Origin of the sequence: Brucella sp. BE17 (assembly GCF_039545455.1) — a bacterium.
Classification (GTDB): domain Bacteria; phylum Pseudomonadota; class Alphaproteobacteria; order Rhizobiales; family Rhizobiaceae; genus Brucella.
The window spans coordinates 1,073,159-1,090,144 of the sequence record NZ_CP154467.1; the positions used below are offsets into that span (position 1 = coordinate 1,073,159).

A 16,986-nucleotide genomic window follows, 5' to 3' on the forward strand; every position below is an offset into this window, starting at 1 on the left:
TTTTTAGCCTGCTCAGGCATTCTTTAATTGGGAGCGTAACCCGCTGGGGTTACGCGAACTTCTTCTGGATTTCCTGTGCGACCGCAGTCGGGACCGGCTCATAATGGTCAAACTGCATCGTATACTGTGCACGACCCTGAGACATCGAACGCAGGTTGTTCACGTAGCCAAACATGTTGGCCAGCGGAACGTTTGCATTGACGACCGTGGCAATGCCGCGGGCTTCGGTGCCGGAAATCTGACCGCGACGCGAGTTCAGATCGCCGATAACGTCACCAACGTAGTCTTCAGGGGTCACAACCTCGACCTTCATGATCGGCTCGAGAAGCTGAGCGCCAGCCTTCTGTGCACCTTCGCGGAACGCAGCACGCGCTGCGATTTCGAAGGCGAGAACCGAAGAATCAACATCGTGGTATGCACCATCGATAAGCGTTGCCTTAACACCGAGCATCGGGAAGCCAGCAAGCGGACCCGCGCCCATGACGCTTTCGATACCCTTCTGAACGCCCGGAATGTATTCCTTCGGAACAGAACCGCCGACGATCTTCGATTCGAAGATGAAATCGTCGCCTTCATGCGGCTCGAAGATGATCTTGACGCGAGCGAACTGACCCGAACCACCCGACTGCTTCTTGTGGGTGTAATCGATTTCAGCCTGACGGGTGATCGATTCACGGTAAGCAACCTGCGGCGCGCCGACATTTGCTTCGACCTTGAATTCGCGCTTCATGCGGTCGACGAGAATGTCGAGATGAAGCTCGCCCATGCCGGCGATGATCGTCTGACCGGATTCTTCATCAGACTTCACGCGGAACGAAGGATCTTCGGCAGCCAGACGGTTGAGAGCAATGCCCATCTTTTCCTGGTCAGCCTTGGTCTTCGGTTCAATCGCAATCTCAATAACCGGATCAGGGAATTCCATGCGCTCAAGGATAACCGGCTTCAGCGGGTCGCAGAGCGTATCGCCAGTGGTGGTTTCCTTAAGGCCAGCCAGAGCAACGATGTCGCCTGCAAAGGCTTCATCAATGTCTTCACGGCTGTTGGAGTGCATCTGCAACATACGGCCGATACGCTCACGCTTGCCCTTAACCGTGTTTTCCAGCGAGATGCCCTTGGTGATCTTGCCAGAATAGATACGGGCGAAGGTCAAGGAACCCACGAACGGATCGTTCATGATCTTGAACGCGAGCAGCGACAGCGGTGCTTCATCCGAAGATTCACGCGTCGTTTCCGCTTCAGTCTTGACGTCGATACCCTTGATGGCCGGAACTTCGTTCGGGGCCGGCAGAAAATCAACGACAGCGTCGAGAAGAGGCTGAACGCCACGGTTCTTGAACGCTGTACCACACAGAACCGGATGGAACTGAACAGCAATCGTGCCCTTGCGGATCAAAGCGCGCAGTTCATCATTCGAAGGCATATTACCTTCAAGATAGGCTTCCATAGCCGATTCTTCGACTTCAACAGCTGTTTCAATCAGCTTTTCACGGTATTCCTCAGCTTTGTCCTGCAAGTCTGCAGGAATATCGCCAACGATTGTATCGCCACCGATCGAGCCATCCCAAGTGTAGGACTTCATCTCGATCAGGTCGATAACGCCGTGAAATTCAGTTTCAGCACCAATTGGCAGCTGAACGACGAGAGCAGTCGCGCCAAGACGGGTCTTGATCATCTCGACGCAGCGATAGAAGTCTGCACCGATCTTGTCCATCTTGTTGACGAACACCATGCGCGGGACATGATACTTTTCAGCCTGACGCCAAACGGTTTCCGTCTGCGGCTCTACACCGGCATTGGCATCGAGCAAAGCAATAGCGCCATCGAGAACACGCAAGCTACGCTCAACTTCAATCGTGAAGTCCACGTGACCGGGCGTGTCGATGATGTTGAAACGACGCTTCTTACCATCGCGACCCTGCCAGAACGTGGTCGTAGCAGCGGAAGTGATCGTAATACCGCGCTCCTGTTCCTGCTCCATCCAGTCCATGGTCGACGCACCATCATGGGTCTCGCCGATCTTGTGGTTCTTACCGGTATAGAACAGAATGCGCTCAGTCGTCGTCGTTTTACCGGCGTCGATGTGAGCCATGATACCGAAATTGCGGTAGTCTTCGATTTTATATTCGCGGGCCATGTTTTTGCTCTTTGAATAGGTTTCGACGATTACCAGCGGTAATGCGAGAAGGCGCGGTTGGCTTCAGCCATGCGGTGCGTGTCTTCACGCTTCTTCACAGCAGAACCACGGTTGTTAGCAGCATCAAGCAACTCGCCGGAAAGACGATCGATCATCGTCGTCTCGTTACGACCACGAGCAGCATTGATGAGCCAGCGAATGGCAAGTGCCTGGCGGCGCTCAGGACGCACATCGACCGGAACCTGATAGGTTGCACCACCAACGCGGCGCGAACGGACTTCAACATGCGGAGCAACGTTGTCGAGCGCCTGATGGAACATCGCGACTGGCTCTGACTTCGCCTTGGCTTCGATTGAATCGAGCGCACCGTATACGATGCTTTCAGCAACCGACTTCTTGCCATGAAGCATGACTGCATTCATGAACTTGGTGATAACGAGATCGCCGAATTTCGGATCCGGATTGATCTCACGCTTTTCTGCCTTATGGCGTCTGGACATTTCGTCTCTTCTTTCAATTACATCGGGCCAGCACACATTTGAGTGCCTGGTATCCCCGGAAAATTCTTACTTCGGACGCTTCGCACCGTACAGCGAACGACGCTGCTTACGGTTCTTGACACCCTGCGTATCGAGAACGCCACGGATGATGTGGTAACGCACACCCGGCAAATCCTTGACACGTCCGCCGCGGATCATAACCACGGAGTGCTCCTGAAGGTTGTGACCTTCACCCGGGATGTAACCGATGACTTCAAAGCCATTGGTCAGACGGATCTTGGCAACCTTACGCAGAGCCGAGTTCGGCTTCTTCGGGGTCGTGGTATAAACGCGGGTGCAAACGCCGCGCTTCTGTGGGTTTGCCTGCAGAGCAGGAACCTTATTACGCTTCACCGGCGCAGTGCGCGGCTTGCGGATCAACTGATTTACGGTAGGCATTGAACCTTCCCCTATAAAAAATCTCGCATCAACGCCCGATAAGGGCCGTTTCACCAAAACGATCATGCGCGAATTCGGAGACAGCCAACGTCAAGCGGTGGCTACTCCGAACAAAAGCAGAGGAAGCATAGGCTTCGTGCGAACGGCAAGTTCCATTTCGATCGTAAAACGAACCCTGTTTGAGACGAACTCCAGGACGCGTCGTCCCGAAAAGGCCAGTCTCACATCGGCTCAGATGGGCTGCTGATACGTGTTTCGGGTGGTTTCGTCAAGGGTATGCGCTGAAGTTTCTTTATCAGAACGCGCAATTCCAGCGACGCTACGGCCTCGAGACCGTATATTTCAGAGCAGGATATTCATATTGGCACTTATTTCGCCATCGAAATCGTCATTTTTCTATGACAGCATGGCGTGAGCCCGGCTCAGGGGCTAATGAAGCATATCCGAGTCGAATATCAACCAATCTTTAAGGGTTTCCCATGTCGTCCACCACTCCATCCACAGACAACGATTCGCCCACCATTCATCTGATCATCGCAAATGTCTGGAACGAAGGTGAGGAATCGCCCCTCGAAGTCCATCTGCTGCTTAAAGAAAGTGAGAACGACGATCTCGTGCAGACGGTTTTGAGCATCCTCGCCGATGAAGGCTATCAGGAAGCCGAACTTCTGGAGATGGGCACCATCACCGAGCAGCCGGATGAAGAGCCGCATAAAAGCGCCTGGGAAACTGCCATCACCGGTCAGGTCGCATTGATTGAATTCGACGGGGATGATGAAGAGGACGAATAGTTATTTCCAGTTTATGTGAGGCACTCTATTGTGTGAGGAACCAAATGCATAAAATTAGATATATTTTAGCAACTGCCCTTCTTACAACGTGTCTTGCCAATACGGCTTTCGCCGACGAGCTGCCGGTGGAAAAAGGCGATGCCCTCTCGCAATGCTACGCGGAAATTGGTGTCAAGCCGCGCACCGAGCTGGAGTCCTGCCTCAACAATCACGCCGAAGAAGCCAAGAACGCACTCAAAGCGAAATTCACGGCAGTGAAGAAAGAAATCGAGGACACTGGTTCGTCTGCAAGTGAGGCGGCCGTCAAATCGCTCGAAGCTTCACAGGAAGCCTTCGAAGCTTTCAAGCGTGCTGAATGCCAGCGCGTGAGCGACGCCGCCATGGGCGGAAGCGGTGCAGGCGATTTCGCACGTGGCTGTGACATTGATCTCATGCGTTGGCGCACAAACCAGCTTGGCGAATAAAGACGCTTCTTACAATTTTTAGCAAAACACAAACAAAAAGGCCGCCCCGAAAGGCGGCCTTTTTCATGTCCTGACTGCCGATCACTCGGCAGCGTTGTTGGTCATATCGGTCAGCATCGCATTGGCTTCCTTTGAACCGGAAGACTTGCGGCGCTCGTCGATGATCAGATCGTCGCGTGCGGTTGCGATACGACGGATCTGGTTGGTCATGCCACCCGTACCCGCCGGGATCAGACGACCGACGATGACGTTTTCCTTCAGACCCTGCAACGTATCCATCTTGCCTGCAACGGCGGCTTCGGTCAGTACGCGGGTCGTTTCCTGGAAGGATGCGGCCGAGATGAACGAAGGCGTCTGCAGCGAGGCCTTGGTGATGCCGAGCAGGACAGGATTGCCGGAACCCGGCTTCTTGCCTTCCTCGATCAGACGATCATTGATCTCATCAAGTTCGATGCGGTCAACATGATCACCCGGAATGTAGCCGGTATCGCCTGATTCAACGATCTCGATCTTCTGAAGCATCTGACGGACAATCACTTCGATGTGCTTGTCGTTGATCAGAACGCCCTGAAGACGGTAGACTTCCTGGATTTCATTGACGAGGTAGGAAGCGAGAGCTTCCACGCCCTTAATAGCCAGAATGTCATGCGGTGCCGGGTTGCCGTCGAGAATATAATCACCCTTTTCAATGGCGTCGCCATCCTGAAGATGGAACGGCTTGCCCTTGGGGATCAGATATTCAACTGGCTCGACCGTATCGTCATTGGGTTCAATCACGATGCGGCGCTTGTTTTTATAGTCGCGACCGAAGCGGATGGTACCATCGATCTCTGCGATGACGGCATGGTCCTTGGGACGACGTGCTTCAAAGAGTTCGGCAACACGCGGCAGACCACCGGTGATGTCCTTGGTCTTCGCACTTTCCATCGGCAGACGCGCGATAACATCGCCAGCCTTGACCTGGGCGCCCGGCTCGAACGACAGGATCGTTTCGACCGAAAGCAGGAAGCGCGCTTCGCCACCCTTAGAGAGCTTTGCGATCTTGCCGCTCTTGTCCTTGATGACAAGGGCAGGCTTGAGATCTGCGCCACGCGGGGTCGAGCGCCAGTCGATGACCACGCGCTTGGTGATACCGGTGGATTCGTCCGCCGTTTCCTGCACCGAAAGACCGTCGACAAGATCTTCAAACTCGATCGTGCCTTCGACTTCGGTCAAGATCGGACGGGTATATGGATCCCATTCCGCCACGCGCTGACCGCGCTTGACCGCATCGCCCTCGTCCACGAACAGACGCGAACCATAGGTAACGCGGTGAACCGCACGTTCCTTGCCAGTTTCATCGACGATGAGAACCGCCATGTTACGGCCCATCACAACGAGATTGCCATCGGCGTTGCGAACCACGTTGCGGTTACGCAGCTTGACGGTGCCTTCGTAAGACGCTTCGAGATAGGAGCTATCCACCACCTGTGCAGTACCACCCAGGTGGAAGGTACGCATGGTCAGCTGTGTGCCCGGCTCACCGATCGACTGGGCAGCGATGACGCCAACAGCTTCACCCTGGTTGACCGGAGTACCGCGTGCAAGGTCACGACCATAGCAGGTGGCACAGACGCCGTTACGGGTCTGACAGGTCAGCGCCGAACGGATACGGATCGACTGGATACCAGCCTTCTCGATGATCTCGACGTCCTTTTCATCAATCAAGCGACCAGCTTCGACGATGGTCTCGCCGGTTGCCGGATTGATGACCGGGTCAAGTGCTGTACGTCCCAGAACGCGCTGGCCAATCGGTGCCACGATCTGACCGGCATCGACGATGGGCTGCATGGTGAGACCGATTTCAGCACCGCAATCGACTTCCGAAATGATCGCATCCTGTGCAACGTCCACGAGACGACGCGTCAGGTAACCCGAGTTGGCGGTCTTCAAGGCTGTGTCGGCCAGACCCTTACGGGCACCGTGGGTCGAGTTGAAGTACTCGTTAACCGTCAGGCCTTCCTTGAAGTTCGAGATGATCGGGGTTTCGATGATTTCGCCCGACGGCTTGGCCATAAGGCCGCGCATGCCGCCAAGCTGGCGCATCTGGTTGACGGAGCCACGGGCACCCGAATGCGACATCATGTAGACCGAGTTCATCTGCTTCTGGCGACCGGTCACCGGATCGAATTCAACGGCCTTGATGCGGGCCATCATTTCTTCGGTGATCTTGTCGGTAGCCTTACCCCAGGCATCAACGACCTTGTTGTACTTCTCGCCCTGTGTGATCAGGCCGTCATTGTACTGCTGTTCGTATTCGGTCGTCAGCGCTTCGGTATCGGCAACGATCTTTGCCTTGCTATCCGGAATGACCATGTCGTCCTTGCCGAACGAAATGCCGGCGCGGCAGGCATGGGCAAAGCCCAACTGCATGATGCGGTCACAGAAAATGACCGTCTCTTTCTGGCCGCAGTGACGATAGACATGATCGATCATCTTGGAGATGTTCTTCTTGGTCATCTCCTGATTGCAGATGTCGAACGACACTTTTGCGCTTTTCGGCAGCAGTTCGCCAAGGATCAGACGGCCCGGCGTCGTGTCGAAGACCTTCGATACGGGCTTGCCTTCTTCATCAATGGTCTTGAAGCGACCCTTGATCTTGGTGTGCAGTGTCACGACCTTGTTTTCAAGCGCATGCTGCAATTCGCCCATATCGGCGAACATCATACCCTCGCCCGGCTCCTTGTCTGCCACGATCGACAGATAATAGAGACCGAGAACCATGTCCTGCGACGGAACGATGATCGGTGCGCCGTTGGCCGGATGCAGAATGTTGTTGGTCGACATCATCAGCACGCGGGCTTCAAGCTGCGCTTCAAGCGATAGCGGCACATGGACAGCCATCTGGTCACCGTCGAAGTCGGCGTTGAAAGCCGTACAGACAAGCGGATGCAGCTGAATGGCTTTGCCTTCGATCAGCGTGGGTTCAAAAGCCTGAATGCCAAGACGGTGCAGCGTCGGTGCGCGGTTCAGAAGAACCGGATGCTCACGGATCACTTCGTCAAGGATATCCCAGACTTCCGGACGTTCCTTTTCAACCAGCTTCTTGGCCTGCTTCACAGTCGAGGAGTAACCCTTGGCGTCGAGGCGGGCATAGATGAACGGCTTGAAGAGTTCGAGCGCCATCTTCTTCGGCAGGCCGCACTGGTGCAGCTTGAGTTCCGGTCCGGTCACGATGACCGAGCGGCCCGAATAGTCGACGCGCTTGCCGAGCAGGTTCTGACGGAAGCGGCCCTGCTTGCCTTTAAGCATGTCGGAGAGCGACTTCAGCGGACGCTTGTTTGCACCCGTGATCGTGCGACCGCGACGGCCATTGTCGAACAGCGCGTCCACGGCTTCCTGCAACATACGCTTTTCGTTGCGAATGATGATGCCCGGTGCACGCAGTTCAATGAGGCGCTTCAGACGGTTGTTACGGTTGATGACGCGACGATAAAGATCGTTGAGATCAGACGTCGCAAAACGACCACCATCGAGTGGGACGAGCGGACGCAGATCCGGCGGAATGACCGGCACGATCTTCATGATCATCCATTCCGGGCGGTTGCCGGATTCGATGAAGTTTTCGACGATCTTCAGACGCTTCATCAGCTTCTTCGTCTTCAATTCGGAAGACGTTTCAGCCAGATCGACGCGCAGGTCTGCTGCAATTTTTTCCAGCTCCATCGAAGCCAGAAGCTCAAAAATTGCTTCCGCACCGATCAACGCCGTGAACTGATCTTCGCCGAATTCGTCGACTGCAATCATGTATTCTTCTTCCGAAAGAAGCTGGTGCTCTTTCAAGGAAGTCAGACCCGGTTCGGTGACGATGTAGTTCTCGAAATAAAGAACGCGCTCAATATCCTTGAGCGTCATGTCGAGAAGCGTGCCGATGCGCGATGGCAGCGACTTCAAAAACCAGATATGGGCAACGGGTGCGGCCAGTTCGATATGGCCCATGCGCTCGCGGCGAACGCGCGACAGCGTGACTTCAACGCCACACTTTTCACAGATGATGCCCTTGTATTTCATACGCTTGTACTTACCGCACAAGCATTCATAATCCTTGATCGGGCCGAAGATGCGCGCGCAGAAGAGACCATCGCGTTCTGGCTTGAACGTGCGGTAGTTGATCGTCTCCGGCTTCTTGATCTCGCCGTATGACCAGGACAGAATCTTCTCAGGGCTGGCGATCGAGATTCTGATGGAATCGAACGTTTGCGCCGGAGCCTGAGGATTGAAAAGATTCATGACCTCTTGGTTCATGCCGTTCTCCTTAAGGGCGATCCGTCGCCCTGTGTGTCGTCGGTGACAGGTATTCTGCCATCCAGAAAAGAAATCGCTGTATTAAACAGTCTTAAAACTGGTCTGCCTTCACTCATTTCCTGACGTAAGGCGAAATGCTCGGCTTAGTGGAAATGAATATAGAGGCGCACCACGGCAAGACCATGGCGCGCCTTTGATGTTTTATTCCGCCGCGTCCGGCAGGGCCGGCTGTTCGGCGTCACGCGTATCGTCGAGCTCGACATTGAGGCCAAGCGAGCGCATTTCCTTGACGAGAACGTTGAAGCTCTCCGGAATGCCTGCCTCGAACGTGTCGTCGCCGCGAACAATCGCTTCGTAGACCTTGGTACGGCCTGCCACGTCGTCAGACTTTACCGTCAGCATTTCCTGCAGCGTGTATGCTGCACCATATGCTTCCAGCGCCCAGACCTCCATTTCGCCGAAACGCTGTCCGCCGAACTGGGCCTTACCGCCCAGTGGCTGCTGCGTGACGAGGCTGTAAGGTCCGATCGAACGCGCATGGATCTTGTCGTCGACCAGGTGGTGGAGCTTCAACATATAGATGTAGCCCATAGTCACCTGACGGTCGAACGGCTCACCCGTACGGCCATCATAAAGCGTCGACTGACCAGAGGTTGCCAGACCAGCACTTTCGAGCATCGCGTTGATATCGGCTTCCACCGCACCGTCAAAGACCGGCGTTGCAATCGACACGCCGCGCTTGACCTGGTTAGCCAGCATGACAACGCTATCGTCGTCATAAGAGCGGATCGGCTCGTTACGGTCATTGTCCGGGTAGATGTGCTCAAGCGTATCACGCAACGGCTGAATATTCGCCGTCTCACGATAGGCATCGATCAGCTGCCCGATCTTCCTGCCCATACCTGCACAGGCCCAGCCGAGATGGGTTTCCAGAATCTGGCCCACATTCATTCGGCTTGGCACGCCAAGCGGGTTGAGCACAATATCGGCATGCGTACCGTCTTCGAGGAATGGCATATCCTCGACTGGCAGGATGCGCGAAACCACACCCTTGTTGCCGTGACGGCCAGCCATCTTGTCGCCCGGCTGGATCTTGCGCTTCACAGCGACAAAGACCTTGACCATCTTCATGACGCCTGGAGGCATCTCGTCGCCGCGCTGCACCTTTTCGACCTTGTCCATGAAGCGGGCTTCGAGCAGCTTCTTGGAATCATCGTACTGGCTACGCAGAGCTTCGAGTTCGCTTTGCAGCTTTTCGTCGTCAAGCGCGAACTGCCACCATTGCGAACGTGGATACTCAGCGCGGATTTCCTCGCTGACCGTGGTGCCCTTCTTAAAGCCCTTCGGTCCTGCAACAGCCGCCTTACCATCAAGCATATCTGCAAGACGGCCATACGTGTTGCGGTCGAGGATCGACTGTTCGTCGTCACGGTCCTTGGCGAGACGCTCGATTTCCTCGCGCTCGATCGCCATGGCGCGTTCGTCCTTTTCAACGCCGTGGCGGTTGAAAACGCGAACTTCCACGATCGTGCCGTAGGTTCCGGGCGGCATGCGCATGGAGGTGTCACGCACATCCGATGCCTTTTCACCAAAAATGGCGCGAAGAAGCTTTTCTTCCGGCGTCATCGGGCTTTCACCCTTTGGCGTGATCTTGCCGACGAGAATGTCGCCAGGATGCACTTCGGCACCGATATAGACGATACCGGCTTCGTCGAGGTTTTTCAGCGCTTCTTCCGAAACATTCGGAATATCGCGTGTGATTTCCTCTGGTCCAAGCTTGGTGTCACGGGCGGCAACTTCGAATTCCTCGATATGGATCGAGGTGAACACGTCATCCGAAACTATTTTTTCGGAAAGAAGGATCGAATCTTCGTAGTTGTAGCCATTCCACGGCATGAACGCGACGAGCACGTTACGGCCAAGCGCCAGATCACCGAGATCGGTCGACGGACCGTCAGCAATGATATCACCCTTGCCGATGCGATCACCCACGCGAACGAGCGGACGCTGATTGATGCAGGTCGACTGGTTGGAACGCTGGTACTTCTGCAGGCGGTAGATATCGACGCCGGATTTCGAGGCATCGAGTTCTTCCGTTGCACGGATCACGATACGGGTCGCATCGACCTGATCGACGATACCGGCACGACGCGCACCAATGGCAGCGCCTGAGTCACGTGCCACAACCGCTTCCATGCCAGTGCCAACGAACGGTGCTTCAGCACGTACGAGCGGAACCGCCTGACGCTGCATGTTCGAGCCCATCAGAGCGCGGTTAGCATCGTCATTTTCAAGGAACGGAATGAGCGCCGCTGCAACCGAAACCAGCTGCTTGGGCGACACGTCCATCAGGTCCACGTTTTCACGCGGCGCCATCATCACTTCACCGGCATGACGGCAAATGACGAATTCGTCAACGAAACCACCACCGGCGTCGAGCTCGACATTGGCCTGAGCGACCGAATGCTTGGCTTCTTCCATGGCCGACAGATAGACGACATCGTTTGTCACCTTGCCATCGACAACCTTGCGATACGGGCTTTCGATAAAGCCGTACTTGTTGACGCGGGCAAAGGTTGCAAGCGAGTTGATCAGACCGATATTCGGGCCTTCCGGCGTTTCAATCGGGCAGATACGTCCATAATGGGTCGGATGAACGTCGCGGACTTCAAAGCCGGCACGCTCGCGGGTCAAACCGCCCGGTCCAAGAGCCGAAAGACGGCGCTTGTGGGTGATTTCCGAAAGCGGGTTGGTCTGATCCATGAACTGCGACAGCTGCGAGGAACCGAAGAACTCGCGTACCGCAGCAGCTGCAGGCTTCGCGTTGATCAGATCCTGCGGCATCACCGTATCGATTTCGATCGAGGACATACGTTCCTTGATCGCGCGCTCCATACGCAGAAGACCGACGCGGTACTGGTTCTCCATCAATTCGCCGACAGAACGCACACGGCGGTTGCCGAGATTGTCGATGTCGTCGATTTCACCGCGACCGTCACGCAGTTCAACCAGCATCTTGACCACGGCCAGAATGTCTTCCTTGCGCAGTACGCGCACGGTATCTTCGGCATCGAGATCGAGACGCATGTTCATCTTGACGCGACCCACGGCCGAAAGGTCGTAGCGTTCTGCATCAAAGAACAGCGAGTTGAACATGTTCTCCGCTGAATCAATTGTCGGCGGCTCACCGGGACGCATGACACGGTAAATGTCAAACAATGCATCCTGACGGCTTTCGTTCTTGTCGACGGCCAGCGTGTTGCGGATATAGGCACCGATGTTCACATGATCGATATCGAGAACGTTGATTTCTTCAACGCCGGTATCGAGCAGGGATTTCAGCACCTTTTCGTCAATTTCATCACCGGCTTCGAGATAAATCTCACCGGTCTGGTAATTGACGATATCCTCGGAAAGGTAATTTCCGAACAGGTCGTCTTCCGTTGCCTTGATGGCCTTCAGACCCTTTTCGGCAAGCTGACGCGCCGAACGTGCCGTCAGCTTCTTGCCAGCTTCGAGCACGACTTCGCCCGTATCCGCATCCACGAGATCGGAAATGATCTTCATGCCTTTGAAACGGTCAGCGGAATAAGGGATGCGCCAGTTTTCACCGTCACGGCTGAATGTGACAGTGTTATAGAAGGTCGAGAGAATTTCCTCGCCATCCATGCCAAGCGCCATCAGCAGCGTTGTCGCTGGAAGCTTACGGCGACGATCGATACGTGCATAGACCACGTCCTTGGCATCGAATTCGATGTCAAGCCACGAACCGCGATAAGGAATGACGCGGGCTGCGAACAGGAGTTTGCCCGAGGAGTGCGTCTTGCCCTTGTCGTGATCGAAGAAGACGCCCGGCGAACGGTGCATCTGCGAAACAATCACGCGCTCGGTGCCATTGACGATGAAGGTGCCGTTGTCAGTCATGAGCGGCATATCGCCCATGTAGACGTCCTGCTCCTTGATGTCCTTGATGGACTTCGCACCGGTATCTTCATCGATATCGAACACGATCAGACGCAGCGTCACCTTGAGCGGTGCCGAATAGGTCAGATCGCGCTGACGGCATTCGTCAACGTCGAATTTCGGGAGTTCGAATTCGTAACGCACGAATTCGAGCATGGAAGCGCCGGAGAAATCCTGGATCGGGAAAACAGACTTGAAAACCGCCTGCAAACCTTCATCAGAACGCCCACCCGCTGGTTCCTCAACCATGAGGAACTGGTCGTAAGATGCCTTTTGAACCTCGATAAGGTTCGGCATCTCGGCGACCTCTGGGATCTTTCCGAAAAATTTGCGTACGCGCTTACGACCATTGAAAGAATGGGTCTGAGCCATCGTCGCTCCTCGTTCTATAGCCTTGCGGCTTGCTCACGCCTTGCGGCCTTTATCATGCCCCGCATTACTGCGGTCATTCCAGCCCATGCTTTTTTCCAAAAATCGGTCCGAATTCGGAAAACCAACATGTGCAATGTTCTTAACGGTCTAAAACCCGTTTTCTGAAAGCCGCTTTGCGACCCTCAGAAAAAGGGTTTCAGTCGATTAATCCACCCAAGGGTGGAAACTGGCGGATGGAAACCCATCCGCCAGAAAAATCCGAACTTACTTAAGTTCAACCTTGGCGCCAGCAGCTTCCAGCTGTGCCTTGAGCTTCTCAGCTTCGTCCTTGGTCGCGGCTTCCTTGACAGCCTTAGGAGCTGCTTCAACGAGATCCTTGGCTTCTTTCAGGCCAAGACCGGTGATTGCGCGAACTTCCTTGATCACGTTGATCTTGTTAGGACCGCCATCAGCCAGAATTACGTCAAATTCGGTCTTTTCTTCAGCGGCGGCAGCAGCAGCGCCACCACCAGCAGCAGCGACAGCAACAGGAGCTGCAGCCGAAACGCCCCACTTCTCTTCGAGAAGCTTGGAAAGCTCAGCAGCTTCCAGAACGGTCAGGGCCGAAAGGTCTTCAACGATCTTTGCGAGATCAGCCATTTTTGTAATTCCTATAGTTAAGGTTTGAACTGTTGTTTGTGAGAAACGGCCTTAAGCCGCCTCGTTCTTCCGGGCATGCGCGCCGATAACGCGGGCGATCTGGCCCGCCGGAGCGCTTGTAAGCACTGCAAGACGCTGAGCCGGGGTCTGGATCATACCAACCAGCTTTGCGCGCAGTTCGTCGAGCGACGGGAGCGAAGCAAGCGACTTGATGCCATCGGCATCCAGAATCGTTGCACCCATCGCACCACCAAGAACAACGAGCTTTTCGTTCGTCTTGGCGAATTCGACTGCTATTTTCGGAGCGGTGATCGGATCGTTTGCATAAGCAACGACTGTCTGACCCGTAAACAGGCCACCAATTTCTTCCGCTTCCGTGCCTTGAAGAGCGATTTTGGCAAGGCGGTTTTTCGCGACTTTAACGGACCCACCAGCATCACGCATCTTGGAACGAAGATCGCTCATCTGCGCAACGGTGAGACCGGTATAGTGGGCCACGACGACCGAACCGGACTCTTTGAAAGCGCCGTTCAGCCACGCGACAAATTCGCGTTTTTCCGCTCTATCCACTGTGTCTCTCCAGTTGACAGGACCAACGTGGCCCTGCCGGGTTGCCTTTGCCGATCACATCTTGCGACCTGATCGACGTTCGAGGATCCTGTCCCCTTCAGCGCGAACCCGAAAGTCCTCGCCCAAGGCAACTACGGTTCAAACCTCGCATGCGCTTTCACGCGAAACCAGGTTATTCCACGTCTCATGCAGGCTTTGGGTTTAAGACGCACATCCGTGGATGATTGCCGCCTGCAGTCTCGGACAGGATAACCGGATTTTCATCCGGCTATCCGGGTCATACGACCCGGAATTCTTGCACTTTGCCTCGCCTCAGTCACCTTCGGCAAAGCGGGTGTGCCACCCTTGATGCTTTCTCAACGAAAGCATCAGGCCCCGGAAAACCGGAGCCTTCAATTAATTATGCGACTTCCTTGACGGTTGCCGGATCGACCTTGACGCCAACGCCCATCGTCGAAGACAGCGAAACGCGCTTGAGGTATTCACCCTTGGCTGCAGACGGCTTGGCCTTGAGGACCGCGTCAGCAAAAGCCTTGATGTTTTCTTCAAGCTTCTTGTCGTCAAAAGATACCTTGCCGATACCGGCATGGATGATACCAGCCTTCTCGACGCGGAATTCGACGGCACCGCCCTTGGACGCTGCAACGGCTGCTGTAACATCAACGGTCACGGTTCCGACCTTGGGGTTCGGCATCATGCCGCGGGGGCCGAGAACCTTACCCAGACGACCGACGAGCGGCATCATGTCGGGCGTTGCAATGCAGCGATCGAATTCGATCTTGCCGCTATTTACGGTCTCAAACAGATCTTCCGCACCAACGATGTCGGCGCCAGCCTTCTTGGCTTCTTCAGCCTTATCGCCGCGTGCGAAAACTGCAACGCGAACGGTACGGCCGGTGCCATTTGGCAGGTTGACGACGCCACGGACCATCTGGTCGGCATGACGCGGATCAACGCCGAGGTTCATCGCGATTTCGATGGTCTCGTCGAACTTGGCAACAGCACGTTCCTTGACGAGGCCGATGGCTGCCGACAGGTCGTAAAGCTTGTTACGGTCGAGACCTTCGCGGATCTTGTTAATGCGCTTGGAAATCTTCGCCATCGTCTCAGCCCACCACTTCCAGGCCCATCGAACGGGCAGAACCTTCGATCATGCGCATGGCTGCTTCAATATCAGCTGCGTTCAGATCCTTCATTTTGGCTTCGGCGATTTCGCGAACCTTGTCACGCGCAATCGTACCGGCGCTCGCCTTGCCCGGGGTTTTGGAACCGGACTTGAGGTTTGCAGCCTTCTTGAGGAAATAGGTCACCGGAGGCGTCTTCATCACAAATGTGAAAGACTTGTCCTGATAATAGGTGATCACGACCGGAATCGGAGACCCTTTTTCCATTTCCTGCGAGGCAGCGTTGAACGCCTTGCAGAATTCCATGATGTTAATGCCGCGCTGACCCAGAGCCGGACCGATCGGGGGCGACGGATTGGCCGCACCTGCCGCTACCTGGAGCTTCAGCTGGCCTGCAACTTTCTTAGCCATTGCTTTCTGCCTTTTAACTTGGCCGGACGAACCGGCTTTTCGATTAATGCCGGAAAACCCGGCCTCGACTGACGCCGGACAACCGGCGGGCAGTTTGGTGGTGCGAGTTGAGCAACCGGCTAAGCCGCCTTCCCTTCCACCTGCTCATTTCGATTACACGAGAACACTCTCGCCCGAAATGAACACCCTTGCGGGCAACAATCAGACCTTGTCGACCTGACCGTATTCAAGATCCACAGGCGTCGCACGCCCAAAGATGGAAACTTCAACCTTCAAGCGCGCACGCTCTTCGTCGACTTCCTGAACAATACCGCTGAACGAAGCAAACGGACCATCGGAAACGCGAACATTTTCGCCAATTTCGAACGATACCGACGCTTTTGGACGTTCGACACCATCCTGAACCTGACTCAAAATCTGGTCGACTTCCTTCTGCGAAACCGGAACCGGCTTTGAATCACCAAGAAAACCGGTGACGCGCGGCGTATTCTTGATCAGCGAGAAGACCGCATCAGTCAGCGTGGCCTGAACCAGCACATAACCGGGGAAGAACTTGCGCTCTGCATCCACCTTGCGACCGCGACGCACTTCAACAACCTTTTCGGTCGGAACGACGATCTGCTCGATCAGTTCAGACAAACCCTTCTGGGCCGCCTTAGCCTGAATATCTTCGGCCACTTTCTTTTCGAAATTGGAATAGGCGTGAACGATGTACCAGCGCGCCGTCATCTCAAAACTCCCCAATCCTACTTATCGACCAAGGCCGAGAATAAATTCCACGCCATAGGCCATAAGCTGGTCGGCAAGAAAAAAGAACGCAGCAGCCAGAAACGCCATAACCACCACCATGATGGTGGAGATGATCGTTTCACGCCGGGTCGGCCAGGTTACTTTCGCTGTCTCAGCGCGAACCTGCTGAAAAAAGGTGATCGGATTCGTCTTGGATGCCATCTGCCGCTCTGTCATTGCTCCAGCGCGCTTTCCAGAAACTCCTCGAAAACCAAAGTGTTAACCACAGTGATCAGCGAATCAGAACCCAGAACCCACGCGTATACGGCACGTAAAGCTGAATTTTCAGCCCCACGCACCGCGTGTCTGTTGACTTTACATAGAATCGATTCTCACAAAACACAAGCCCAAAGGTAAAAGAATACCATACAGGCTTATCGGAAATCCGACCCTTGCACCACTGCCCTGCCAGAACCATTCAATCGTTCGGCGGCAAATCACCCCTACCCAGTCAACCTTGGCAAGAATACGCCCTCCCCTCGTCCATCGCAGGATCGTCAACCAACC

The 16,986-nt window shown here is 54.9% G+C and carries 13 protein-coding genes; 2 read left to right on the forward strand and 11 right to left on the reverse strand.

The window, feature by feature from the left end:
• Window positions 1-49 precede the first annotated feature (49 nt).
• From fusA to rpsL, 3 genes are all read right to left on the reverse strand, one after another.
• Window positions 50-2,134, reverse strand: a complete 2,085-nt coding sequence (gene fusA / locus AAIB41_RS05255; RefSeq protein ID WP_343314572.1) for an elongation factor G — start codon at window positions 2,132-2,134, stop codon at window positions 50-52.
• Between the two features lie 29 nt (window positions 2,135-2,163).
• Complete coding sequence (gene rpsG, locus AAIB41_RS05260; RefSeq protein ID WP_343314574.1) at window positions 2,164-2,634, reverse strand: 30S ribosomal protein S7; 471 nt, start codon at window positions 2,632-2,634, stop codon at window positions 2,164-2,166.
• A gap of 66 nt (window positions 2,635-2,700) precedes the next feature.
• Window positions 2,701-3,072, reverse strand: a complete 372-nt coding sequence (rpsL, locus tag AAIB41_RS05265; RefSeq protein ID WP_184218718.1) for a 30S ribosomal protein S12 — start codon at window positions 3,070-3,072, stop codon at window positions 2,701-2,703.
• A 479-nt stretch (window positions 3,073-3,551) separates the two neighbouring features.
• Between rpsL and AAIB41_RS05270 the strand changes: the two genes are divergently transcribed.
• Together AAIB41_RS05270 and AAIB41_RS05275 are read left to right on the forward strand one after the other, a co-directional pair.
• The gene (locus AAIB41_RS05270; RefSeq protein ID WP_343314575.1) at window positions 3,552-3,863 is read left to right on the forward strand and encodes a hypothetical protein; all 312 of its coding nucleotides are present in this window, start codon (window positions 3,552-3,554) and stop codon (window positions 3,861-3,863) included.
• Between the two features lie 44 nt (window positions 3,864-3,907).
• Complete coding sequence (locus tag AAIB41_RS05275; RefSeq protein WP_343314576.1) at window positions 3,908-4,327, forward strand: lysozyme inhibitor LprI family protein; 420 nt, start codon at window positions 3,908-3,910, stop codon at window positions 4,325-4,327.
• A gap of 81 nt (window positions 4,328-4,408) precedes the next feature.
• Here AAIB41_RS05275 and rpoC read toward each other — a convergent pair whose 3' ends face one another.
• From rpoC to secE, 8 genes are all read right to left on the reverse strand, one after another.
• A complete protein-coding gene (gene rpoC, locus AAIB41_RS05280; protein ID WP_343314577.1) occupies window positions 4,409-8,611 on the reverse strand; it encodes a DNA-directed RNA polymerase subunit beta' in 4,203 nt (1,400 codons plus the stop codon).
• Between the two features lie 201 nt (window positions 8,612-8,812).
• Window positions 8,813-12,946: a DNA-directed RNA polymerase subunit beta gene (rpoB, locus tag AAIB41_RS05285; RefSeq protein WP_343314578.1), complete on the reverse strand. Its 4,134-nt coding sequence runs from the start codon at window positions 12,944-12,946 to the stop codon at window positions 8,813-8,815.
• 264 nt (window positions 12,947-13,210) lie between these two features.
• Window positions 13,211-13,585, reverse strand: a complete 375-nt coding sequence (gene rplL / locus AAIB41_RS05290; protein ID WP_343314579.1) for a 50S ribosomal protein L7/L12 — start codon at window positions 13,583-13,585, stop codon at window positions 13,211-13,213.
• A gap of 51 nt (window positions 13,586-13,636) precedes the next feature.
• Window positions 13,637-14,155 (reverse strand): 50S ribosomal protein L10, encoded by a 519-nt coding sequence (gene rplJ, locus AAIB41_RS05295; RefSeq protein WP_343314580.1) that lies wholly within the window; start codon window positions 14,153-14,155, stop codon window positions 13,637-13,639.
• A gap of 400 nt (window positions 14,156-14,555) precedes the next feature.
• Complete coding sequence (rplA, locus tag AAIB41_RS05300; protein WP_343314581.1) at window positions 14,556-15,257, reverse strand: 50S ribosomal protein L1; 702 nt, start codon at window positions 15,255-15,257, stop codon at window positions 14,556-14,558.
• 4 nt (window positions 15,258-15,261) lie between these two features.
• The gene (gene rplK / locus AAIB41_RS05305) at window positions 15,262-15,690 is read right to left on the reverse strand and encodes a 50S ribosomal protein L11 (protein ID WP_343314582.1); all 429 of its coding nucleotides are present in this window, start codon (window positions 15,688-15,690) and stop codon (window positions 15,262-15,264) included.
• A gap of 201 nt (window positions 15,691-15,891) precedes the next feature.
• The gene (nusG, locus tag AAIB41_RS05310) at window positions 15,892-16,419 is read right to left on the reverse strand and encodes a transcription termination/antitermination protein NusG (RefSeq protein ID WP_343314583.1); all 528 of its coding nucleotides are present in this window, start codon (window positions 16,417-16,419) and stop codon (window positions 15,892-15,894) included.
• Between the two features lie 21 nt (window positions 16,420-16,440).
• A complete protein-coding gene (gene secE / locus AAIB41_RS05315) occupies window positions 16,441-16,641 on the reverse strand; it encodes a preprotein translocase subunit SecE (RefSeq protein ID WP_024898620.1) in 201 nt (66 codons plus the stop codon).
• Between the last annotated feature and the right edge of the window lie 345 nt (window positions 16,642-16,986).